General features: G+C 63.1%; 20 protein-coding genes. 5 read left to right on the top strand and 15 right to left on the bottom strand.

Translation table 11 applies throughout. The features are described 5' to 3' along the window. The first annotated feature begins 171 nt into the window (after positions 1–171). Positions 172–2,025 carry an RNA helicase RhlE2 gene (locus tag BT179_RS06300; protein WP_072390102.1) on the top strand — a complete coding sequence of 618 codons (1,854 nt, stop codon included), beginning with the start codon at positions 172–174 and terminating at the stop codon, positions 2,023–2,025. Positions 2,026–2,090: 65 nt separating this feature from the next. Here the strand turns inward: BT179_RS06300 and BT179_RS06295 are convergent, their stop codons facing one another. The 3 genes from BT179_RS06295 to BT179_RS06280 form a co-directional block, all read right to left on the bottom strand. After that, a complete protein-coding gene (locus BT179_RS06295; protein WP_072390105.1) occupies positions 2,091–2,687 on the bottom strand; it encodes a YceI family protein in 597 nt (198 codons plus the stop codon). A 32-nt stretch (positions 2,688–2,719) separates the two neighbouring features. After that, entirely contained in the window at positions 2,720–3,271 is a 552-nt protein-coding gene (locus BT179_RS06290; RefSeq protein WP_072390108.1) for a cytochrome b, read from the bottom strand. Between the two features lie 1,241 nt (positions 3,272–4,512). Next, positions 4,513–6,288, bottom strand: coding sequence for a flavin monoamine oxidase family protein (locus BT179_RS06280; RefSeq protein ID WP_072430879.1), 1,776 nt, complete (start codon positions 6,286–6,288; stop codon positions 4,513–4,515). 225 nt (positions 6,289–6,513) lie between these two features. On the opposite strand from BT179_RS06280, the gene BT179_RS06275 reads away from it, so the two are divergent. Continuing rightward, on the top strand, positions 6,514–7,920 hold the full coding sequence (locus BT179_RS06275) for an adenosylmethionine--8-amino-7-oxononanoate transaminase (protein WP_072390117.1): 1,407 nt from the start codon (positions 6,514–6,516) through the stop codon (positions 7,918–7,920). A gap of 102 nt (positions 7,921–8,022) precedes the next feature. After that, positions 8,023–8,742, top strand: coding sequence for a 16S rRNA (uracil(1498)-N(3))-methyltransferase (locus tag BT179_RS06270; RefSeq protein ID WP_072390120.1), 720 nt, complete (start codon positions 8,023–8,025; stop codon positions 8,740–8,742). A gap of 156 nt (positions 8,743–8,898) precedes the next feature. On the opposite strand, the gene BT179_RS06265 is transcribed toward BT179_RS06270, so the two are convergent. Continuing rightward, entirely contained in the window at positions 8,899–9,798 is a 900-nt protein-coding gene (locus BT179_RS06265; RefSeq protein WP_072430880.1) for a transporter substrate-binding domain-containing protein, read from the bottom strand. Between the two features lie 23 nt (positions 9,799–9,821). After that, positions 9,822–11,063, bottom strand: coding sequence for a D-amino acid dehydrogenase (locus BT179_RS06260; protein WP_072390126.1), 1,242 nt, complete (start codon positions 11,061–11,063; stop codon positions 9,822–9,824). A 105-nt stretch (positions 11,064–11,168) separates the two neighbouring features. Here BT179_RS06260 and BT179_RS06255 point away from each other — a divergent pair, with 105 nt between their 5' ends. Next, the gene (locus BT179_RS06255; protein WP_072430881.1) at positions 11,169–12,074 is read left to right on the top strand and encodes a LysR substrate-binding domain-containing protein; all 906 of its coding nucleotides are present in this window, start codon (positions 11,169–11,171) and stop codon (positions 12,072–12,074) included. 56 nt (positions 12,075–12,130) lie between these two features. On the opposite strand, the gene BT179_RS06250 is transcribed toward BT179_RS06255, so the two are convergent. Beyond that, the gene (locus tag BT179_RS06250) at positions 12,131–12,748 is read right to left on the bottom strand and encodes a PAQR family membrane homeostasis protein TrhA (RefSeq protein ID WP_072390132.1); all 618 of its coding nucleotides are present in this window, start codon (positions 12,746–12,748) and stop codon (positions 12,131–12,133) included. 207 nt (positions 12,749–12,955) lie between these two features. Between BT179_RS06250 and BT179_RS06245 the strand changes: the two genes are divergently transcribed. Beyond that, on the top strand, positions 12,956–13,870 hold the full coding sequence (locus tag BT179_RS06245) for a LysR family transcriptional regulator (protein WP_072430882.1): 915 nt from the start codon (positions 12,956–12,958) through the stop codon (positions 13,868–13,870). 120 nt (positions 13,871–13,990) lie between these two features. Here the strand turns inward: BT179_RS06245 and madM are convergent, their stop codons facing one another. The 9 genes from madM to mdcA all read right to left on the bottom strand — a co-directional run bounded on the left by madM (position 13,991) and on the right by mdcA (position 21,243). Continuing rightward, on the bottom strand, positions 13,991–14,755 hold the full coding sequence (madM, locus tag BT179_RS06240) for a malonate transporter subunit MadM (RefSeq protein ID WP_072430981.1): 765 nt from the start codon (positions 14,753–14,755) through the stop codon (positions 13,991–13,993). Between the two features lie 5 nt (positions 14,756–14,760). After that, a complete protein-coding gene (gene madL / locus BT179_RS06235; RefSeq protein ID WP_072430883.1) occupies positions 14,761–15,153 on the bottom strand; it encodes a malonate transporter subunit MadL in 393 nt (130 codons plus the stop codon). Positions 15,154–15,219: 66 nt separating this feature from the next. Continuing rightward, positions 15,220–16,140, bottom strand: coding sequence for a malonate decarboxylase subunit epsilon (mdcH, locus tag BT179_RS06230; protein WP_072430884.1), 921 nt, complete (start codon positions 16,138–16,140; stop codon positions 15,220–15,222). Beyond that, positions 16,137–16,760, bottom strand: coding sequence for a malonate decarboxylase holo-ACP synthase (locus tag BT179_RS06225; RefSeq protein ID WP_072390145.1), 624 nt, complete (start codon positions 16,758–16,760; stop codon positions 16,137–16,139). The genes mdcH and BT179_RS06225 overlap by 4 nt, the downstream gene beginning before the upstream one ends. Further along, positions 16,754–17,557 (bottom strand): biotin-independent malonate decarboxylase subunit gamma, encoded by an 804-nt coding sequence (mdcE, locus tag BT179_RS06220; protein WP_072430885.1) that lies wholly within the window; start codon positions 17,555–17,557, stop codon positions 16,754–16,756. The genes BT179_RS06225 and mdcE overlap by 7 nt, the downstream gene beginning before the upstream one ends. Continuing rightward, positions 17,554–18,405 (bottom strand): biotin-independent malonate decarboxylase subunit beta, encoded by an 852-nt coding sequence (locus BT179_RS06215; RefSeq protein ID WP_072430886.1) that lies wholly within the window; start codon positions 18,403–18,405, stop codon positions 17,554–17,556. The genes mdcE and BT179_RS06215 overlap by 4 nt, the downstream gene beginning before the upstream one ends. Next, positions 18,398–18,697 carry a malonate decarboxylase subunit delta gene (locus tag BT179_RS06210; protein ID WP_072390154.1) on the bottom strand — a complete coding sequence of 100 codons (300 nt, stop codon included), beginning with the start codon at positions 18,695–18,697 and terminating at the stop codon, positions 18,398–18,400. The genes BT179_RS06215 and BT179_RS06210 overlap by 8 nt, the downstream gene beginning before the upstream one ends. Beyond that, positions 18,697–19,572 carry a triphosphoribosyl-dephospho-CoA synthase gene (locus BT179_RS06205; protein ID WP_072430887.1) on the bottom strand — a complete coding sequence of 292 codons (876 nt, stop codon included), beginning with the start codon at positions 19,570–19,572 and terminating at the stop codon, positions 18,697–18,699. Before BT179_RS06205 ends, BT179_RS06210 begins: the two co-directional genes overlap by 1 nt. Continuing rightward, positions 19,573–21,243 carry a malonate decarboxylase subunit alpha gene (gene mdcA, locus BT179_RS06200; protein WP_072390160.1) on the bottom strand — a complete coding sequence of 557 codons (1,671 nt, stop codon included), beginning with the start codon at positions 21,241–21,243 and terminating at the stop codon, positions 19,573–19,575. Positions 21,244–21,380 lie beyond the last annotated feature (137 nt).

Here is a 21,380-nt window from a genome sequence, read left to right as displayed (position 1 = left end):
GCGAAAGGCATCCCGACACCGCTACAGCGCAGCTTCCAGCCCGCGCGAGCCTTGTCCGGAGCTGTCTTCCAGACCCGGCAGGACCGGACGGGATGACGTCTTCTTGTTGAACGTCATTCGCGCCAGGCAAGACATCCCTTGGGCCAGGCCCTCACTAATACAGGATTGCTCATGTCCTTTGCTTCCCTCGGTCTCTCCGAGGCTTTAGTCCGCGCCATCGAGGCCGCCGGCTACACCCAGCCTACCCCGGTGCAACAGCGGGCCATCCCCGCCGTGTTGCAAGGTCGCGACCTGATGGTCGCAGCACAGACAGGTACTGGTAAGACTGGCGGTTTCGCCCTTCCGATCCTGGAGCGGCTATTTCCCAACGGTCACCCAGACAAATCCCAGCGTCACGGTCCGCGCCAACCGCGTGTACTGGTCCTGACCCCAACCCGCGAACTGGCCGCCCAGGTGCACGAGAGCTTCAAGATCTACGCTCGCGACCTGAAATTCGTCAGCGCCTGCATTTTCGGCGGCGTCGGCATGAACCCTCAGGTCCAGGCCATGGCCCGTGGCGTCGACGTACTGGTGGCCTGCCCCGGCCGCCTCCTGGACCTGGCTGGCCAGGGCAGCGTCGACCTGTCCCACGTCGAGATCCTGGTACTGGACGAAGCCGACCGCATGCTCGACATGGGCTTTGTCCATGACGTGAAGAAAGTCCTGGCCCGCCTGCCCGCCAAGCGCCAGAACCTGCTGTTTTCGGCGACGTTCTCCAAGGACATCACCGACCTGGCCGGCAAACTGCTGCACAACCCGGAGCGCATCGAAGTCACGCCGCCGAACACTACGGTCGAGCGTATCGAGCAACGGGTGTTCCGCCTGCCCGCCAGCCACAAGCGTGCGCTGCTGGCACACCTGATCACCACGGGGGCGTGGGAACAGGTCCTGGTGTTCACCCGCACCAAGCACGGCGCCAACCGCCTGGCCGAGTACCTGGACAAGCACGGCCTGCCCGCCGTGGCGATCCACGGCAACAAGAGCCAGAACGCCCGCACCAAGGCCCTGGCCGACTTCAAGGCCGGCGAAGTACGCATCCTCGTTGCCACCGACATCGCCGCCCGCGGCCTGGACATCGACCAGTTGCCCCACGTGGTCAACTTCGAGCTGCCGAACGTCGATGAAGACTATGTGCACCGTATCGGTCGTACCGGCCGGGCCGGTCGTTCGGGCGAAGCGATTTCGCTGGTCGCCCCGGACGAAGAGAAGCTGCTCAAGAGCATCGAGCGCATGACCAAGCAGAAGATCCCTGATGGTGATCTGATGGGCTTCGATGCCAGCACCATCGAGGCCGAGAAGCCTGAAGTGCGCGAGCGTCCTGACGTACGCAATCCACGCAATCCACGCGGCCCGCGGGGCGACGGCCCGAATGGCGGCGGTGGCGGTCGCAAGGATAAAGGCAAGGACAAGGGCAAGGAAAAACCGGCCAGCAATGGTCGTGGCGAACGTCCGGCCCGCGAGCAGAAGCCTCGCGAAGGCACCCCGGCCCGTGAGCCGCAGCGCCAGGTTCCTCGCGCCGCTGCCGATCGTGCCCCGGACGAGTTCCTGGACGACGAAATCGATAACTTCGGCAACCGCGTCGACTACGTGCCTCAGCAGAAACCGGCCCAGGGTCGCGGTCGCCGTCCGGGCGCACCGGCCCAAGGCGCTGGCGCAGGCGCCCCACGCGGCCAGTCCCAGGGCCGCCAGAACGGTCCGCGCAATGGCAGCGGCCCTTCCAGCGGCAACCCGTCGGGCAAGCGCAGCGGCCCACGTAGCGGCGGTTCCCGTGATGGTCAGGCCCGTCGCGAAGACTCCCGCCCGCGCCGCCCGGCCCGCGATGACCAGGCCCGCCAGGAACCTGCCGTGCAGAACCCTCGCAGCAACCAGCCGAAAATCATGCACAAGGAATCGAAGCTCGATCGCTTCCCGACGCCTGAACAGCTGGACCAGTTGCCAAGCCGCCCACGAGGCGAAAAACCTGCGTTGCTGACCCGCAATCGCTGAGTTTTCCCAGGCCGAAAAAAAGCCCCTGATCGCGAGATCAGGGGCTTTTTTATCGCATGCGAATCTTACTTCGCCTTGACACCTTCGAACGTCACGTACAGCTCGACCACATCGGAAGATGGACCCAGGTCCTTCTGCTTGCCGAAGTCGGAACGCTTGATGCTGGTGGTGCCTTCGAAGCCGGCACGGTAGCCGCCCCAAGGATCCTTGCCTTCACCCAGGAACGTGGCCTTGACCACGATCGGCTTGGTCACGCCCAGCAGGGTCAGGTCGCCGGCAACGTCAGCGGTTTGCTTGCCATCGGCGTTCTTGCCGGTGGGCTTGACGCTGGTGGAGACGAACTTGGCATCGCCGAACTTGCTCACATTGAGGAAATCGCCACTGGCGATATGCTTGTCACGCTCGGCGTGATTGGTGAACACGCTGGCGGTGCGGACGTTGAACTCGATCTTGCTGTCTTCAGGCTTGGCGGCGTCGAAGCTGAACTTGCCGTCGATATCCTTGAAGGTACCGGTGATGTAGCTATAGCCCAGGTGGCTGATCTTGAAGTCGACGAAGGCGTGCTGGCCTTCCTTGTCGACCACGTAGTCGGCAGCCATGGCCTGACCGGCGGTCAGCAGAGCGGAACCGATTGCCAGGGCGGCGAGCGTCTTTTTCAACATGCTTTCTATTCCTTTGGAGTCGAGGTTGAACATCAGGCTTGGCGTCCCAGCATGCGCTTGAGGGTCGCGTCACGGTCGATAAAGTGGTGCTTCAATGCTGCCAACGCATGGAGGCCGGAAAAAATTACCAGCGCCCATGCCAGGTACAGGTGGATCTGGCCGGCGACGTCTGCCTGATCGGGCAGTCCGGACACCAGCGCGGGAACTTCAAACAAACCAAACACCGGAATCCCGACACCGTCTGCGGTGGAAATCAGGTAACCGGCAAACATCACGGCAAACAACCCGAGATACAGGGCACTATGACCGAGCTTTGCACCAATACGGGTCATGCGCCCATAGGTGTCCAGGGTCGGTGGCGGTGGGCTGACAAAACGCCAGACCACCCGCAGCAGCATCACCGCCAGCAGCACCAGCCCAATGCTCTTGTGCAGGTCCGGTGCGTCTTTACGCCAGCTGCTGTAATAGTCCAGTCCAACCATCCACAGCCCCAGGGCGAACAATCCGTACACCACCAGCGCTACACCCCAGTGCATGACGATGCTGACCCAGCCATAGCGAGAAGAAGAGTTGCGTAGCTGCATTGCTCATATCCTGTAAGAACTGTCACCAAGACTAACGAGTTATCTATCGATTTAAAGCGGAAATTTTTGCTTTGAAATATCGAGAAATACGATCATGAGTCTGGGTAAGGTGGGTTAAGGAAAGATTAACGCCAAATACGGTGCACGATGTCGAGAGGGGCCAGCAACCATCAGGCTGTGAAACGGACCGCATCGCTTGCAAGCTTCCCGTAAGGAACCGCACTGAGCCGTAACCACCATCCCGGTTATTGGCCCTGTAATATATATGTACTCCCTTTCAATTTTCTATCTTTGATTAAATGAGTGCTCGACATTCATTTAACAAGGTGAATCACATGGCAGTTCCTTATACTCCATTTAGAGGGGACGGTTCTCCCATACTGCCTCCCAATCAAACCATGTCAGCGGGACAATACCTTCAATCACCTAACGGACGATTTCGACTGGTATTGCAAACTGATGGAAACTTAGTCCTCAAGGATGGCGAGGCTGTAGTCTGGACCGCAGATGGCAACCAGCGTTATAGCGTAACTCTGCACCTCAAAAGAATGCGTGAGCCTCTACAGTTCGTAATCAGCAACAGTGGCTTTCTCTATGATCCATCCAGAAGACGCTTATGGATCGCGGAAAGTACTCATAGCAGAGACAAATCGCTTTGGTATAACACCTGTCTGGGCATTCAGGATGACGGCAACCTGGTCATCCATGACAGGCGAACGGGAAAGATATGCTGGGCTCGCTTTGGCTTTGCACCGGGCGCCTATCCAAGCCAAGGCGAGTCACGGTCCTATTCGAAGATGTACCGATTCATACATGGAAATTCTCATTAGGACCGTTCTAATAGGTTTTTACACTACTAGTTGACCGAGCACTCTGGCTTGTATGGATCCATTTGACATTTATAAGCCAAATGAGGATCTTTTTTTGGAATCATCGGAATCATAAGAGGATCTCTACATTCACCATACACACAACCAGAAAGTACGCTCACCGCTATAACCGCAATTAATAATCTCATAAATACTCCAACCTTTTTGGTTGCACAGATTAGAGCGCAACACTTGGCGCAATCTATCGCTCCCTTCCGACTCTCTTGTGGGAAGCAGCTGATATATCGCATAGCGTGTAGGACCGGGGTTATGAATTGTGCGATTCCAAGGCACGGTACATACACACCGAAGGGCTACATGAATGGGCAAAAAAAAGCGCGACCCTCGGGTCGCGCTTTTTTTGTCTGGGCGTTACTGAGCCTGGGGCTCAGTGGTCGTCGCCGGCTTGACCGCCGGCTTTTTCACCGCTTCAGCCTTTTTCACCGGCGCCTTGGCTGGGACTTTTTTCGCCGGAGCCTTGGCTGCCGGCTTCTTCGGCGTGGCTTTGGCTGCGGCCTTTTTGGTCGGCTCGGCTTTTACCGGGGTCGCGACCTTCGGCGCTTCTACCGGCGCAGGTGCCGGAGTTGGCGCGGGCGTCGGTACTGGCGGCGCTACCGGCTCAGGCGCCTTGACCGGCTCTGGTTTCTTCTCGTCATCCGAGCCACCGAACAGGTTGGTGAAGAAGTTGCCTTTCTTCGCTGCCACCGCACCTGCCGCTGCTGCCGCCGTCGCAGCCGGTGCGACCTTGGCCGGTTCAAACGACTTGCCCGCCGCAAGGTCCTGCACCTGGCTGGCCGCCCGCTGGCCGCTGCGCAACGCGCCTTCCAGGGTGCCCGGATACAGGGCATCGGTGTGTTCGCCGGCAAAGGCTACGCGTTGCAATGGCTTTTCCCACAAGCGCCAGAACTTGCTGATCTGTCCCGGGCCATAGGCCAGGTACGAGCCGCCTGTAGAAGGGTCGGTGCTGTAGCGGCGGATCTCGTAGCCGGTGAACGCCCCGCGGGCCTGCGGGTAGAACGCATGCAGGCGGATCAGCACCTGGTCGACCATCTGTTTGTCACCAAAGGCCTGCATCACCCGGGCATTGTCACCGGACAGGTTGATCACCACGTTGGCGCCGCCCTTGAGGGCCGGCTCGATCCACATCATGCCCAGGCCGGTGTTGCTGTAGATCTCGCCCGACATACGTGCCTTGCTGTCCCAGACCGGAGTCTTGAACTTGAGCATGATCTGGTCGCGCCAGCCGTAGTTGGTGCCCTTGATCGCAGCCAGGTGCTGGGCGTCCAGGGCCGGGGTCAGCTGGATCTTGTTCAGGGCCCGCAGCGGCACCGCCAGCACCACATAGTCAGCCTGGTAGCCGACGCTGCCGACCTTGACGGTCACGCCATCCTTGTCCTGGGAAATCGCCGATACGGGCGAGTTGGTCTTGATGGTTTTCAGCTGCTTGACGAAGGCCTGGGCCAGTACCGGGCTACCGCCCAACAGGCGCGATGCGCGCAGGTCACGGTCGGAGACACCGCGATAGACCCGGGTCTGCTGGGCGAAATACAGCAGGGACAGGCGCGACGGTTCGTCATAGCGAGTACGGATCTGCTGGTTCACCAACTGCCGCGCGGTGGCCGGCAACTGCAGTCGGTCGAGCCAGTTGGACACGGTGATCTGGTCCAGGGAATGCAACGTACTGGTGGCCGTCGGGTTTTGTGGATCTTCGATGGAGCGCGCCAGGTCGTCCAGGGTGCTCTCGTAGCGCTTGAGGGCTTCGGCGGTGGCCGGCTGCTTGGTCGCAAGGTCCGCAGCGGTGAAATAAGTGCCGTCGATCAGGTAGCTGGGAGTGCGCACGAATTCGGGTGCCGGCGTGGTGCCCAGCTTGAAGGTCGACACGTAGTTGTTCAGCACCGGTTGGGTCTTGTCGTTGCCGATCCACTCGCTGGTGGCCATGCCCGAACGACCGCCCAGGCTCGGCCGGGCCTCCAGCAGCGTTACGCCCCAGCCTTTGTTCTGCAGTTCATAAGCTGCGGTCAACCCCGCCAGGCCGCCGCCGATGACGATGGCCGTCGGTTGTTTATCCTTGGCCGACGCCGAAACGCTGCCCAGCCCCACCATCACCAGCATCATCAACGCACACGCGCGCAGCCAACCAGCAGACATTCTGCAAACTCCGGAATAAAAACCAGGGAAAACTTCTGTTTACGAGCCAGCCGGCTCAGAGAACGGCGAAGAATACGTCAGCCATCAAAGCGCCGCCAGCGGCGTCTATCGCCTCGCACAAAGTAGCGGCAACGACACAATGGGTTGTCCGCAGGGCCGCCATTGCATAGGCTTGCCCGATTGTTTTGCCCGCGCCCGCCGCGAGCCGCCTCGAGGAGACTGTACATGGGCCTGAATAACCAGTGGATGCAACGCGATCTCGCGGTGCTGTGGCATCCCTGCACCCAGATGAAAGACCACGAACGACTGCCGCTGATCCCCATCAAGCGTGGTGAGGGCGTGTGGCTGGAAGACTTCGAAGGCAAGCGATATCTCGACGCCGTCAGCTCCTGGTGGGTCAATGTATTCGGCCATGCCAATCCACGGATCAATCAGCGGATCAAGGATCAGGTCGATCAGCTGGAGCATGTGATTCTCGCCGGTTTCAGCCATCAGCCGGTGATCGAGCTGTCCGAACGCCTGGTGGGCATGACACCTGAAGGCCTGACGCGGTGCTTCTACGCCGATAACGGCTCGTCCTGCATCGAAGTGGCGATGAAGATGAGCTTTCACTACTGGGTCAATCGTGGCCAGCCCGGCAAGAAGCGCTTCGTGACCCTGAGCAACAGCTACCACGGCGAAACCATCGCGGCGATGTCGGTGGGCGATGTGCCGCTGTTCACCGAAACCTACAAGGCATTGCTGCTGGACACCCTCAAGGTGCCGAGCCCCGACTGCTATCACAGGCCCGAGGGCATGAGCTGGGAAGCACATTCACGGGCAATGTTCGCCGCCATGGAACAGACCCTCGCCGAGCACCACGACAGCGTGGCCGCGGTGATTGTCGAGCCGCTGATCCAGGGCGCCGGCGGCATGCGCATGTATCACCCGGTGTACCTGAAGCTGCTGCGCGAAGCGTGCGATCGCTATGGCGTCCACTTGATCCACGACGAGATCGCCGTCGGCTTCGGCCGTACCGGGACGATGTTCGCCTGTGAACAGGCCGGTATCACCCCGGACTTCCTCTGCCTGTCCAAGGCCCTGACCGGCGGCTACCTGCCATTGGCGGCGTGTCTCACCACCGACGACGTCTACGGCGCCTTCTACGACGACTACCCGACCCTGCGTGCCTTCCTGCATTCCCACAGCTATACGGGCAACCCCCTGGCCTGCGCGGCTGCCCTGGCGACGCTGGACATCTTCGAAGAAGACAACGTCATCGAAAACAACAAGGTGCTGGCCCAGCGCATGGCGAGTGCCACCGCGCACCTGGCCGACCACCCGAACGTGGCCGAAGTACGCCAGACCGGCATGGTGCTGGCCATCGAGATGGTCAAGGACAAGGCCAGCAAGACCGCCTACCCATGGCAGGAGCGGCGCGGCCTGACAGTGTTCCAGCATGCCCTGGAGCGCGGTGCGTTGCTGCGTCCGCTGGGCAGCGTGGTGTATTTCCTGCCGCCATATGTCATCACTCCGGAGCAGATCGATTTCCTGGCGCAGGTCGCCAGCGAAGGCATCGACATCGCCACCCGGGACACGGTCAGCGTGGCGGTGCCCAAGGACTTCCACCCTGGGTTCCGTGACCCGGGCTGAGCCCTCGATTCCATTGACAAGAACACCGTGGTGGCGAGGGGATGAATCCCCTCGCCACAGGTGCCGCCCCCATGGCACCGTTAACTTTTGCAGAGATTCGAAATGAGACTGTCCCGCTTCTTCATCGACTCCCCCTTGAGCCTCGGTGACCACGAACTGCCCGAAGCCCAGGCCCACTACATCGGCAGGGTGCTGCGCATGGCCGAAGGCGATGCGCTGCAGGTGTTCGACGGCTCCGGTCAGGAATTTCGCGGCACCCTGGTGGAAGTCGGCAAGAAACGCGTGCGGGTGCAATTGGACGAACAATTCGCCGGCCAGGTGGAGTCACCGTTGCATATTCACCTTGGCCAGGGCTTGTCCCGGGGCGAGCGCATGGATTGGGCCATTCAGAAAGCCACGGAACTGGGGGTCAGCGAGATCACGCCGATTTTCAGCGAGCGCTGCGAAGTGCGCCTCAAGGACGAACGCGCCGACAAGCGCCTGCTGCACTGGCGCCAGGTGGCGATCAGCGCTTGCGAGCAGTGCGGGCGCTCCACCGTGCCGGTGATCCATCCACCGCTGCTGCTGGCCGATTGGCTGAAGCAGACCGCGGCCGAACTGAAGCTGGTCCTGCACCCGGTGGCCGAGCCGCTGGTCAGCCACGCCAGACCGCAGGCACTGGCATTCCTGATCGGCCCCGAGGGCGGCCTGTCGGATGCCGAAGTCGAACAAGCCAAGACCGCCGGCTACCACGCCGCCCGCCTCGGCCCCCGCGTGCTGCGCACCGAAACCGCGCCGGTGGTGGCCCTTGCGGTGGCACAGCAGTTGTGGGGGGACTTCTGACAGACCTCTGTCGATCGCCCACGCTCTACGTGGGAATGCATCCCGCAAGGCTCTGGGCCACGTTCCAGAAGCGGAACGCGGGGCCTCCCTGGCGGCGTTCCCGGGCGCCAGCGTGGGAACGATCAGTCACAGTCGGGCCGTGGGGATCCGGACGACCTACTGCACCGGATCACTGGTCGGCCTGGCAATAATCGCCTTCAACTCATTGGTCATCGGGAATTCCAGGTTCAGGCCCTTGGGCGGAATCGGTTGCTGGAACCAGCGGTCGTAGATGGCGTTGATCTCGCCTGACTTGTACAAGTCCCCCAGGGTCGCGTTGACCAGGGCCAGGAATTGCGGATCGTCCTTGCGCACCATGCAGCTGTAGATTTCCCGCGATTGCTCTTCTCCCACCACCACCCACTTGTGCGGATCGCGGGCCTTGGCCCGTTCACCGTACAGCAGCGCGTCGTCCATATAGAACGCCGCCGCCCGGCCCGTCTCCAGCATCTGGAACGCTTCGCCATGGTCCTTGGCGCTGATGACGAACATCTCGGCCTTGTTATCCTGGTTGTAGCTTTTCAGGAAACGTTCGTTGGTGGTGCCGGCGGTGGTGACCACGTTCTTGCCGCGCAGGTCGGCGAAACGCTGGATGCCACTGTCCCTGGCCGTCAGCAACTGGCCCTTGACGTAGATGAAGCCGTAGGAGAAGGCCACCTGCTTCTGCCGCTCGGCGGTGACCCCGGTGGAGCCGCATTCCAGATCCACAGTGCCGTTCTGCACCAGCGGGATACGGGTCTGGGACGTGACCAGGTTGTACTTCACGTCCAGTCGCGACAACCCCAGCTGTGTCTTGATGCGCACAACGATCCTGTTCGCCAGTTCCACCGAATACCCCATGGGTTTACCGCTGCTGTCGCCTATGTAGGAAAACGGCACCGACGCATCGCGATAGCCCAGGGTGATGCCTTGGCTGCTGGCGATCTTTTCCAGGGTGCCCGAAGGCGCTTGCGTGGCCTGGGCCTGGACGCCCAACAGCAGGCTCAGGGTGCAGCCGATCAACGTGATTTTTCGCATTGTTATTCTCCGTTGCGGGTGGGTCAGGCGGCGCGGGGCGTGAGGCCCTGCAAATCGATGGACGGTGTGCGCTGGCGAATCAGTTCGCTGAGCAGGCGAGCACTGCCGCACGCCAGGGTGAAACCCAGCGCGCCATGGCCGAGGTTGAGCCACAGGTTGCGGTAGCGGGTGGCCCCGATCAGCGGCACGCCACTGGGCGTGGCCGGGCGCATGCCGGCCCACTCGATGGCGTGCTCGTAGTCGCCGGCCCGGGGGAAGGTTTCCCGGGCCTGGCGCCTGATCAGGGCCAGGCGCCGGGGATCCGGCGCCGGGTCGAAGCCGACGATGTCCACCATGGCCGCCACCCGCAATCGCTCACCGATGCGAGCGTAGACCACCTTGCGGTCGTAATCGGTGATGCTCAATTCTGGCGCCCGATGCTGCGCGCCGATCGGCACGGTCAGGCTATAGCCCTTGAGCGGATACAGGGGCATCGGCACTCCCGGCAACCCCAGCGCCCCACTGCGGTGGCCGGCGGCGATCACCAGGTTGTCCACCGGCAACCATTGCCCACCGCGCTCGAGGGCCTGCACCCGGTCGCCGGCATGGCGAATGCCGGTCACCGGTCGGCCCAGCAGGAACTCGCAGCGCCCCGATGAGCGCAAACGCTCCGCCAGTCTCAGGCAGAAGGCATGGCAGTCTGCGACTTCCTCATCCGGTGTGTAAATGCCGCCCACGTAGGGCACGCCGCTCAGTGCCGGCTCCAGGCGCGCGCATTCGGCAGCGTCCAGCACCTGCTGACAGGCCGTCTGCGTTATCCGTTGGCGAGCGCGCTGGAAATGTCCGCCATTGCGAAATGTCACCAGCTTGCCGTTGCGCCGCCAGTGGAAACCGTCGAGGTGATCCTCCTCGCGCCAGCCCTGCAACGTGGCCTGGCTCAACAGCGCCAGGCGCAACAGGTGGCCACCGTTGCGACGGTTGATCGACGTCCGGCAGGCGGCCAGGAACGAGGCCATCCAGCGCCACTGCGCCGGGTCCAGGCGCGGTCGCAGCCTGAGCGGCGAATCACCGCGCAGCATCCAGCCCAGTGCCTGCCAGGGCACGCCGGCATCCGCCAGGGGCGCGACGTAGCGGTAGGACAACTGGCCGCCATTGGCGAAACTGGTTTCACGACCCAGCGTCTCCCGCGCCTCCACCAGCGTCACGTCGATGCCGTCGCGCACCAGTGCGTAGGCTGTCGCCAACCCGATCACTCCGCCCCCGATGATACAAACCCGCTGAACCATATCTGTCTCGCCCCGGTTTCCAATGGCCCGAGAATAGGAGCAGGTGACAGGGTCGGGACAATGAATAAAGATGGACCACCTATAGACAAAGGTTATGGGCTCGCCATGCGCCTTCGCCACATCGAGATTTTCCAGGCCATCCGCCAGGCCGGCACCATCAGCGGCGCTGCGCAATTGCTGCACGTATCCCAGCCGGCGGTGACCAAGGTCTTGCAGCACGCCGAGCAGCAACTGGGGTTTGCCCTGTTCCTGCGAGTGCGCGGCAAACTGCAGCCCACGCCCGAAGCGCTGGAACTGGAACGTGAAGTCGACAAGGTCAGCGAGAGCCTACAGGGCGTCCGTCGGCTGGCCCAGAGCCTGCGTCGCGCGCCCGGCCAGCGCTTGCGCATCGGTGCGACGCCGGCCCTGGCCCTGTCGTTGTTACCCACCGCGATCCACCAGTGGACCGGCCGCTACCCGGACATCGCCTGTGAATTGTCCAGCGCCCACAGCCGCGAACTGGTGCAGAACCTGCTGATGCGCGAAATCGATGTCGCCCTGACCCTGCAACCGCCCGATCATCCCGGACTCAAGGCCCAGGTCCTGGCCAGCGGCGTGCTGGTGGCCCTGGCACCGAAAGGACATTGGGCCGAGGCGGCGCTGGGCAGGCCAATGCCGCTGCAGGAGCTGGCAGGCGCGCCGCTGATCGGCCTGTCCAGCGCCGACCCGTTGTCAGCCCGGTTGGACAGCTACCTCGAAGCCGTCCAGCCGCCACCACGTGTCAGCATCGCCGTGCAGACCTATTCCCTGGCCCGGGCCATGGTGGAGGCCGGCACCGGCTTGGCGGTGATCGATCCGTTCACGGCCCTGGGCGCTTCGGCCAGTCGCACGGCCATCCGGCCGCTGTCGCCAGCGCTGTCCATTTCGCTGTATGCCGTGACCCGGGCCAACGAGGCGCCGGCACATGCCCTGGGCGCGCTGCTGGAGATTTTCGCCACTCGGGCGCAGGAGCAGTTGGATCGTTTGTCCTAGGCCCTGTGCGAAAAGCCTTGCCCCTCGGGCTCGTCTCAAGACACTTCGTACAGGACCTAGAGCACGTAGAACAGGATCGCCACGAAATGCAGCAGGCTTCCGGCAATCACGAACAGGTGCCAGATGCCATGGGCATGCCGCAGCCGGCTGTCGAGGGCGAAAAAGATAATGCCCACGGTGTACAACACTCCACCCGAGGCCAGCCAGGCGAATCCGGCACCGCCCAGGGCCGCCAACAACGGTTTGACCGCCACCAGCACGATCCAGCCCATCACGGCATAGATCACGATGGACAGGATCCGTGCCTCGGAGCGCGGCTTGATCTCCTGCAGGATCCCGATCAGCGCCAGCCCCCAGACAATCCCGAACAAGGTCCAGCCCCATGGCCCGCGCAGGGTCACCAGGCAAAAGGGTGTGTAACTGCCAGCGATCAGCAGGTAGATCGAAAAATGATCGACCTTCTGCATGATCGCTTTCTTGCGCCCGCGCACGCTGTGGTAGACGGTCGAGGCGCTGTACAGCACCAGCAAGGTAAAGCCATAGATCGCCACGCTGACGATCTTCCAGGGATCGCCGGCCATTCCGGCGATCACCAGCAACCACACCGCACCGATGAACGCTGCCACCGCCCCCACCAGGTGCGTCCAGGCGTTGAGTCGTTCCCCGTGATACATCCAATCCCCCCTCACATTCCAAAACAGACGCCAAGGCTCAGGCCTGGCGCTGCAAAGTGCAATGGTTTGCTGCTTGCCCCTGGGCCCGAGCTGTCTGGACCGGTTGGAACCCCTGTGGCGAGGGGATAAATCCCCGCGCCACACAGACACCCTCTAAAAAGAAGCCAATTGGGGCACAATCAGGCGATACGAATAAGAGTCCGCCCCATGCTGATCGACGAAGAATTGACCCTGAAGAAACTCGAGGTGTTCCTGGCCTTCATGCGCACCGGCAACCTGGCCCGGGCGGCGGCCGAGCTGCAGACCAGCAATGTCAGCGTGCACCGGGCCATTCATTCCCTGGAAAGCGCCCTGCGTTGTCCGCTGTTCAAGCATGAGGGGCGCAACCTCACGCCGCTGGAGAGTGCCTATGTACTGGAGGAGCGGGCACAGAAACTGATCCAGGATGTGGTCGACAGCGTGCGCCTGACCCGCGAGGCCGCCGGGTTCTCCGCCGAGCGCTTCAAGCTTGGTTCGCTGTATTCGTTGACGGTCAAGACCGTCCCGCAGTTGATCATGGGCCTGAAGATCCGCCGCAGTGAACTCAATATCGACCTGATCCTGGGCTCGAACATCGACCTGTTGTACAAGCTCAAGAACATGGAGGTGGACGCGATCCTGATCTCCTTGGACGACAGCGTGAACGATCCCGACTGCGAACATATCGAGCTGTTTTGCGACGACATCTTTCTTGCTACGCCAGCGGATTCTCCCTTTGCCCAACGCAGCGAAGTCGATCTGGCCGAGGTGCGCGACGAGACGTTCATCACCTTGACCCAGGGTTTCGCCACTCATCAGGACGGGGTGCGGGTGTTCAGGCAGGCGGGCTTCGAGCCGAAGGTGGCGATGCAGGTCAACGATATCTTCACCCTGTTGAGCATGGTCAGTTCGGGCGTGGGCTACGCCTTGCTGCCGGGGCGGATCGCAGCGGTATACGAAAACCGGGTGAAGCTGATCCCTTTGCAGGAAAAGTACCGGTTGCAGCAACACATCGGCCTGGTGTTCCTCAAGGCCAAGGAGCGCGATCCGAACCTGTTGGCGCTATTGGCCGAGTGCCGGATGTATGCCAATCGCCAGGCCTGAAATCACGCCGTCCCCCATCGCGAGCAAGCTCGTTCCCACAAGGAATATGTGAACGCCGATCCAATGTGGGAACGAGCTTGCTCGCAACAAGGGCTGCCCGCTCAGCGAAAATCCAAAGCCCTACCCCATCAATCCCCGCATGACCAGAAACAGCAACGAAGGCCCCAGCAGGCATCCAAGGGCCGTATAGAACGCCGCCGTCAGGCAGCCATAGGGCACCAGCTTCGGATCCGTGGCGGCCAGGCCGCCGGCCACGCCACTGGAAGTGCCCATCAGGCCGCCGAAGATCACCGCGCTGCGGGGATTGTTCAGACCGATCAGGGGCGCCACGAAAGGCGTCGCCACCATGACCAGGATCGCCTTGATCAGGCCTGCGGCGATGGACAAGGCCATCACTTCGGAACTGGCACCAATGGCGGCGCCGGTAACGGGGCCGACGATGTAGGTCACCGCGCCGGCACCGATGGTGGTCAGGCTTACCGCATCGGTGTACCCGAAAGCCATCGCCACGCCGACGCCGGCGATGAATGAGGTGGCCACCCCGACGAACAGCGCAAGGACGCCGACGAAACCGGCGCGCTTGAGTTCCTCGACACTCACGCCGAACGCCGTGGCGACAATGGCGAAGTCCCGCAGCATCGCTCCACCCAGCAACCCGATCCCCGATAACAGCGGGACGTCCACCACGCCCTTCTGTCCACCGGTCATTGCACCGCCTATGTACGACAGCACCAGGCCGAGCAGGATCGCAATGGCCGAGCCGTGCAGGCGGCCCCTGGTGAACGTGTCGCTGATCCAGTACGACACCCACATCGTGATGCCGACAATCGCAAAACCGCTGATCAGACCGTACCCGGTAATCACCTTCATCATGGATTCGTACATGGCGATCACCCGAGCGTCTTGACGGAAACGTTGGCTTCAGGCCCCTTGTTGCCAATGCGCACCAGCACCGGCACCATCGCGAAGCCGATCACCACGGCCAGGGTGCCCGCCAGTACCGCCATCGGCCCCCCCTTGAGCGCTCCGTAGACATTCTGCTGGGCCGCCATGGCCACCACGATGGGAATGTAGACCGCACTCCAGAACTCGACGCCGGCTTCGGTCTTGCCTTTGAAAAAGCCGTGTTTGCTCAGGTAACTGCCCAGGCCGATCAACAGCAGCATCGCAATGCCGACGCCACCGACGTTGGCCGGCACACCAATCAATTTACCCAGTAGCTCACCAATGAAGATGCCCGCCAGGGTACAAAAAGCCAGAAATGCCACACCGTAGATAATCATTGTTGTAATCCTCAAAGTGCATCGTCGAAGTTGTTGTTTTTGTGCTTCGCCAGCTTGAGTCGGTGTCTAGGGTCGGCGGCGGCCCTCCTCACGCAGTAGCGCCTGCAAGGTATCGAGCCGAGCCCCGTCGAAAGCAATGACAGTGCCCTGCTCGAACACCCGGCGCGCCAGGCCGGTGAGCACCGCGCCGGGTGGCAGTTCGATCTGTAGCCGCACGCCTCGCTCGTAGGCGCTTTGCACCGTGCCGCGCCAATCGACGACGCGGCACATGTTGAACGCCAGGTCGTCGCGCAAGGCCTCGATATTGGCCATCGGCCGGGCGCGACTGCCGCTGAGATAACCCAGGCTGGGCGCTTTCAAGGGTACGTCGGCGAAGGCCTGGGCCAGGGCGCGGGCCGGCGCCTCCAACAGCGGGCAGTGGGACGGCACGCTTACCGCCAGACGACATGCCTTGGCGGCTCCCTGGCTTCGCGCCTCCCGGGCAACGATACTCATGGCCTCGTCGCTGCCGGCGATGACCACCTGGTTGTCGGCATTGATATTGCCCAGGTAAACCGGTGTCCGCTCGCTGTGTACCCTTGCCAGTAATGCCTCCACCGCGGCGAGGTCCAGGCCGATGATGGCGGTCATGCCATAGCCTTGGGCAAACGCCTGTTGCATCAGCTCGCCGCGCAGGCTGACCAGCCGCAACGCATCCTCGAACCCCAGCGCACCGGCCACCACCGCCGCCGGATAGGCACCGATGGAAAGCCCCGCCACGTAGTCCGGCGCAGGCGCCTGCTCCAGCAAGCGCCGGGAAGCCGCCACGCCGACGATCAACAGGCACAGTTGCACGGCGCGGGTCGATTTCAACGCCTCGGCATTGTCCAGTTGCAACACGTCTTCGCCGAGGGCATCACTCGCCTCATCCAAGACTTGCGGCGACAGCCCGTGGAGCATGCCGGCTCGTTGCGCACCTTGGCCGGGAAACACCAACAGGCTGCTCATGCGACCTGCTCCCGCGTCGACTGCCAGGGATCGCTCACCAGCCGTGCCTGAACGTCATCCTTGAGCAAGACCCGGCGCGACACGCCCGCCCACTCGCGCAAGGCGACGGCACCGCAGGGGGTCTGCAATTGCATGTCCACGGTGCATGCCGAGCCGTCCAGTTGCGCCAGTAGTTCCCTGGCCCGAAGGCGATCCAAGGGGCTTGGTGTGCGCAGGATCAAATCCAGGTCGCTGCCCTCATGCAATGCCTCGACGCCGCTGGCGAGCTCGAACCCGGCGCTACCACCGACGCCCCAGGTCCAACCGCTGGCGTCGAGCAACGGACGCAGTCGGGACAGTGCCTGCAAGGCAGGCAGGTCGCGACGGCTTTCGATGTGACACAGGTCCTCGGGGCGCACCCGGCGTTGGATCGCCGCCACCGGCATAGTCGTGGCATAACGTTGCTCCCGGGATTGCCCGCGCACGCCTACCGCGACGTATCCCGCAGCGCTCGTCGCCCTGCGCACCACCACCGGCTGCCCGAGGCCCAGGATCTCGACAACCCAGGCTGGTGCATCCGCAGGCAACCGCTGCGGGGTCATCCCCCAGAGCAGGTCGTGGGCCATGAGGTGGCTCACCACTGCGCTCTCAACAACTGGCGAACCATACTGGAGGCCGCCCGATGAGGCGCCCCCAGACGGCTGCTCAACTCTCGAGGCGCACCGGCAAGATCATTGATCGCCTGCTGCAGGCAATCGCTCACCCGCGCCAGATCGGCCGCCGATGGCTGTTCGATACGCTCGACTTCCAGGGTTTCCCACAACAGCCCCAGGCTGGCGTAGCTGTCGATGTCATAGGCCATAGGCGGCACGCTGGCGGCCAGGGCTTCCAGCTCTTCGACGCTGCGCAGCGTCACCCGCGCCGCGGATGCCTTGCCCATGGCATGGACCATCACCCCCGGATCGCGCAGGGCGATCAGCCGGTTGGCCTGATAACCGTGGGCCAGGAAGGCTCCGGACATTGCCTTGCCCACCAGCAGGCCGATCACCGGATGCCCGGCCAACCGGGCACGGGCATAGCTGTCCGCCGCCCCCGCCAGGGCCTGATGAATGCCAAGGGCTTCTTCGCGCCGGCCATAGGCCTGGCTGGGCACGTCGACAATGGCGACCAAGGCACGCTTGCCGGACGCATCGCGGTCCGCGGCGATGGCGTCATCCACTGCCTTGGCCAGCCCCCAGCCCTCCAGCAAACCGACTTCACCGCTGCGAGCACGGGGAAAGCGACTGTCGGGATCGGCCACCACCGCCAGCAGGCGAACGTCATGCCCAGCCAGCCTGACATCGGCCACTTTCAATGAAGCAGGCAGGCCTTGTAGCGGCTCGGCACCGCCACTCAGGGCCTCGAACCAGCGCAAGCCTCTCAATGAATACGAACTCATGGGCGTTCTCCCTGATACAGCTGACGAACCGCCGCCGGCTCGATTTGCACTTCAGTGTCCAGCCGCGCCAGGCGTTGCAGGAACAGCTCGGCCTGGCCGCTGCGGTATTCGGCGGGCACTCCCAGGTGCAGCAGCTGACCGACCTGCTGGCGAATCTGCGCCACATCATCGGCCACGTAACGGTCTACCAGGCCCGTGGCGAAACGCTGTTCGCCGCCGGTCAGGCTCCAGATGAACGGCCGGTCGCGAGAGTCGTATTCATCGATCCCCGCTTCCTGCTCGATCACTTGCGGGCCATTGAGGCCCAGCCGCGCTTCCTGGGTTACCAGCAGGTAGCTGCACAACCCGGCGGCGATGGACATGCCGCCAAAACAACCGACGCTGCCGGCCACCACACCCACCACCGGCTGGTACTGGCGCAGGTCGACAATCGCCGAATGGATCTCGGCAATGGCAGCCAGCCCGAGGTTGGCCTCCTGCAAACGCACGCCACCGGTTTCCAGCAGCAGCACCGCGCGAGTCGGGATGCCCTTGCGGTTGTCTTCGGCCGCCAGCTCCAGCGCACCGGCGATTTTCGCCCCGCCGACCTCGCCGAGGCTGCCGCCCTGGAATGCGCCTTCGATGGCGGCGATCACCACCGGCAGGCCATCGAGGCAACCCTTGGCGATCACCACGCCATCGTCGCTTTGCGGCACCACACCCTGGCGCAGCAGCCACGGCGACATGATTCGCTGGAACGGGTCGAGCAGTTCACGGAACGTACCGTCATCGAGCAGGGCCTTGGCTCGTTGCCGCGCACCGAGCTCGACGAAACTGTGTTTATTCAGCAACGCTGCGCTGTCACTCATGGCCGATCTCCTCGAAGCCCTGTTCCAGGCGCAGGCGTACCACACCAGGCGTCGCGCCGAAGTCATGGATGTCGATTGTCATCGCCGGCGGCATCTGGCCGTCGAACATGCGAGCGAACAGGTGCTGCCAGCGTTGCCCGCTACCGTTGACCGAGGTCTGCACCTGGATGGTCAGCTTGCCCGCCATCCCGGGCTCGATCAGCACCTCCAGGTCGCCGGAACCGACACAGCCCACCAGCGCGCGGCCCCGTGGCGGCTGCCCGGCGGGGAATTCAAAGGATAAGGTTTCCATCAGCACACTCCCCGGTAGAAGCCATCGCCGCGCTCGATGCGGTCAAGGAACAGGCAGGCGGCCAGCAGGTCCGCTGCGCCCCCCGGCGAGGCATTCAACGCAATCAATTGTTGATCCAGCCGATGCAACTGGCGACGGCCACCCAGGCTCGCGCTGCCCCCGGCATCGAGCACCGCCCGGGCACCCTGCTGCATGGCCCGCAGGCCCGACTCGCCAGCGCGATAGAGCACGCAGGTGTCGGCCAGGGTGGTCATGATCGCCAGCAAGGCATCGAGCCGGGCGTTCTGCTCGCCGGTTCCTGCTGCGCGACTGCGCTTGAGTTGCGGCAGGCCCAGGCCAGTGACGGCTGGGAAAGCCAGTTGCGCCTCCTCCCGAGCCCCGCGCACGCCGTAGCGCTGGGCTACTTGAGCACCATGGCTCAACGGCCTGGGCGCGTAGCGATCGTCGAGCAAGGCCAGGCGGGCGGCCCTGAGCGTGACTGCGCCCGGCCCATTGGAACCGGGCTCCAGCGCCGTCGCAGCGACCAACAGGCCCAAGGCCCAGATCGCGCCACGATGGGTGTTCACGCCGCCCGTGGTGGCGAGCATCGCCGTTTCACCGTCCCGCCCGATCTGCCCGAGGGCTTCGCGCAGGTTAAGGCCGACCTCGCCGCAATCGATGGCGGCTTCGGCCATTTCCTTGAAGAACGGCCACAGCGACAGCGCCGAAGCATGCATCAACCCCAGGTGCAGGTCGGTATGGGCGCCATTGCCGCGCCGATCCACCAGGGCCGGCTTGGGTGACAGGTCGGCCTCGTCGATCAGCGCGTCCACCGCCAGATCGGCAAGACGCTCAGGTAGCGAAAGTGTCTTGGGTTGCCAGTCGAGTGCGTGCATTTACCAGCTCCTGAACTTGGCGGGCGGGTTGTAGAGGCCACCGGACCATTGCACCAGGTCGGCCACGCTCTTGGCTGCGAGCAACTCGCGGGTGGCGTCGGTGCGACGGATGCCGAGGTCTTCGGGCAAGGCGACCAACCCTTCGCGACGCAGGCGCGCGGTGTCTTTCGGGTCGTGGCGCAGGCCGATGGCGGTGACCCCGGCCACGGCTGCGATCATCGCCTGACGCTCTTGCAGGGAGCGAGCCTTGTACAGGTAGGCGATGCCTTCTTCGGTGAGCAGATGGGTCACGTCATCGCCATAGATCATGATCGGCGCCAGAGGCATGCCGGCTTTCTTCGCCACGTCCACCGCGTCCAGGGTCTCGACGAAGGTCGGCTTGCCGCCCTCCTGGAACGTCTCGACCATCTGCACCACCAGTTTCTTGCCGCGTTCGAGCAACGGTGCCTCGCCATCGCCGTGGCGCATATCGAGCCAGGCCGGCGTGCCGTGGCGGCGACCACGCGGATCATGGCCCATGTTCGGCGCACCACCGAACCCGGCCAACCGGCCGCGGGTCACCGTTGAGGAATGGCCGTCGCCGTCCACTTGCAGCGTCGCGCCGATGAACAGGTCCACCGCGTATTGCCCGGCCAGTTGGCAGACCATGCGGTTGGAACGCAGCGAGCCGTCGTGGCCGGTGAAGAACACATCCGGTCGCGCAGCGATATAGTTTTCCATGCCCAGCTCGGTGCCGAAGCAATGCACGCTTTCGACCCAACCGCTTTCGATGGCCGGAATCAGGGTGGGGTGAGGATTGAGGGTCCAGTTACGGCAGATCTTGCCCTTCAGGCCGAGGGACTCGCCGTAGGTCGGCAGGATCAGTTCGATGGCGGCGGTGTTGAAACCGATGCCGTGGTTGAGGGACTGGACGTTGTGTTTTTCATAGATGCCACGGATCGCCATCATCGCCATCAACACATGAACAGGCTTGATGTGCCGTGGGTCGCGGGTGAACAGCGGCTCGATGTAGAACGGCTTGTCGGCCACCACCACAAAATCGACCCAGGACGCCGGGATATCGACTCGCGGCAGGTCGCTGACGTCGTCCACCAACTGGTTGACCTGGACAATGACAATGCCGTCGCTGAAGGCCGCCGGCTCGATCAATGCCGGGGTGTCTTCGGTGCTGGGGCCGGTGTAGATATTGCCGGCGCGGTCAGCCATGAAACCGGCCGAGAGCACCACGTTGGGGATCAGGTCCACCACCAGTCGCGCATACAGCTCGATGTAGGTGTGGATGGCGCCGATTTCCAGCAGGCCGTCTTCCAGCAACTGGCTGATGCGCAGGCTCTGGGTGCCGGCGAAGGAGAAATCCAGCTTTCGGGCGATACCTCGTTCGAACAGATCGAGGTGCTCGGAACGGCCGACGCTGGGCATGATCATGTGCAGGTCGTGCAGCTTCGCCGGATCGACTCTGGCCAGAGAGCGCGACAGAAAGTCCGCCTGCTTCTGGTTATTGCCCTCCAGTACCACGCGATCGCCCGGCAGGATCAACGCCTCCAGCGCCGCGACGATTTTGTCGGTGGGCAACACCACACCGTCGGCAAGCCCCTTCACCAGCTCGAGACGCCGCTGCTTTTCGCCGCGCCGCCGCGTCCAGCGCGAGTCGGGGGATATTGTTGTTGTCATGACCACTCCACGGGTTCGCTGTCGTGGGGGTCACATTAGGAGCGTCGTGGCAGATGCATCAATCAAGCTCAGCGCTGGATCGTTACGGTTGGAGTAACGGTAAGAAAAACGAACCCAGTTCCATGCGGGAGCGAGCA

The sequence above is a fragment of the Pseudomonas sp. NFACC43 genome (assembly GCF_900119645.1).
Classification (GTDB): Bacteria; Pseudomonadota; Gammaproteobacteria; order Pseudomonadales; family Pseudomonadaceae; genus Aquipseudomonas.
This window is presented reverse-complemented; position numbering and strand designations above follow the sequence as displayed.

Excerpts from the sequence above, each read along its gene's own strand:
- BT179_RS06255 (WP_072430881.1), top strand. The coding sequence starts at position 11,169 with ATGCGCCTTCGCCACATCGAGATTTTCCAGGCCATCCGCCAGGCCGGC.
- BT179_RS06215 (WP_072430886.1), bottom strand. The coding sequence starts at position 18,405 with ATGAGTGACAGCGCAGCGTTGCTGAATAAACACAGTTTCGTCGAGCTC.
- madL (WP_072430883.1), bottom strand. The coding sequence starts at position 15,153 with ATGATTATCTACGGTGTGGCATTTCTGGCTTTTTGTACCCTGGCGGGC.
- mdcA (WP_072390160.1), bottom strand. The coding sequence starts at position 21,243 with ATGACAACAACAATATCCCCCGACTCGCGCTGGACGCGGCGGCGCGGC.
- BT179_RS06205 (WP_072430887.1), bottom strand. The coding sequence starts at position 19,572 with ATGCACGCACTCGACTGGCAACCCAAGACACTTTCGCTACCTGAGCGT.
- BT179_RS06265 (WP_072430880.1), bottom strand. The coding sequence starts at position 9,798 with ATGCGAAAAATCACGTTGATCGGCTGCACCCTGAGCCTGCTGTTGGGC.
- BT179_RS06295 (WP_072390105.1), bottom strand. The coding sequence starts at position 2,687 with ATGTTGAAAAAGACGCTCGCCGCCCTGGCAATCGGTTCCGCTCTGCTG.
- BT179_RS06290 (WP_072390108.1), bottom strand. The coding sequence starts at position 3,271 with ATGCAGCTACGCAACTCTTCTTCTCGCTATGGCTGGGTCAGCATCGTC.
- mdcE (WP_072430885.1), bottom strand. The coding sequence starts at position 17,557 with ATGAGTTCGTATTCATTGAGAGGCTTGCGCTGGTTCGAGGCCCTGAGT.
- BT179_RS06250 (WP_072390132.1), bottom strand. The coding sequence starts at position 12,748 with ATGTATCACGGGGAACGACTCAACGCCTGGACGCACCTGGTGGGGGCG.
- BT179_RS06280 (WP_072430879.1), bottom strand. The coding sequence starts at position 6,288 with ATGTCTGCTGGTTGGCTGCGCGCGTGTGCGTTGATGATGCTGGTGATG.
- BT179_RS06210 (WP_072390154.1), bottom strand. The coding sequence starts at position 18,697 with ATGGAAACCTTATCCTTTGAATTCCCCGCCGGGCAGCCGCCACGGGGC.
- BT179_RS06260 (WP_072390126.1), bottom strand. The coding sequence starts at position 11,063 with ATGGTTCAGCGGGTTTGTATCATCGGGGGCGGAGTGATCGGGTTGGCG.
- BT179_RS06245 (WP_072430882.1), top strand. The coding sequence starts at position 12,956 with ATGCTGATCGACGAAGAATTGACCCTGAAGAAACTCGAGGTGTTCCTG.
- BT179_RS06270 (WP_072390120.1), top strand. The coding sequence starts at position 8,023 with ATGAGACTGTCCCGCTTCTTCATCGACTCCCCCTTGAGCCTCGGTGAC.
- mdcH (WP_072430884.1), bottom strand. The coding sequence starts at position 16,140 with ATGAGCAGCCTGTTGGTGTTTCCCGGCCAAGGTGCGCAACGAGCCGGC.
- madM (WP_072430981.1), bottom strand. The coding sequence starts at position 14,755 with ATGTACGAATCCATGATGAAGGTGATTACCGGGTACGGTCTGATCAGC.
- BT179_RS06300 (WP_072390102.1), top strand. The coding sequence starts at position 172 with ATGTCCTTTGCTTCCCTCGGTCTCTCCGAGGCTTTAGTCCGCGCCATC.
- BT179_RS06275 (WP_072390117.1), top strand. The coding sequence starts at position 6,514 with ATGGGCCTGAATAACCAGTGGATGCAACGCGATCTCGCGGTGCTGTGG.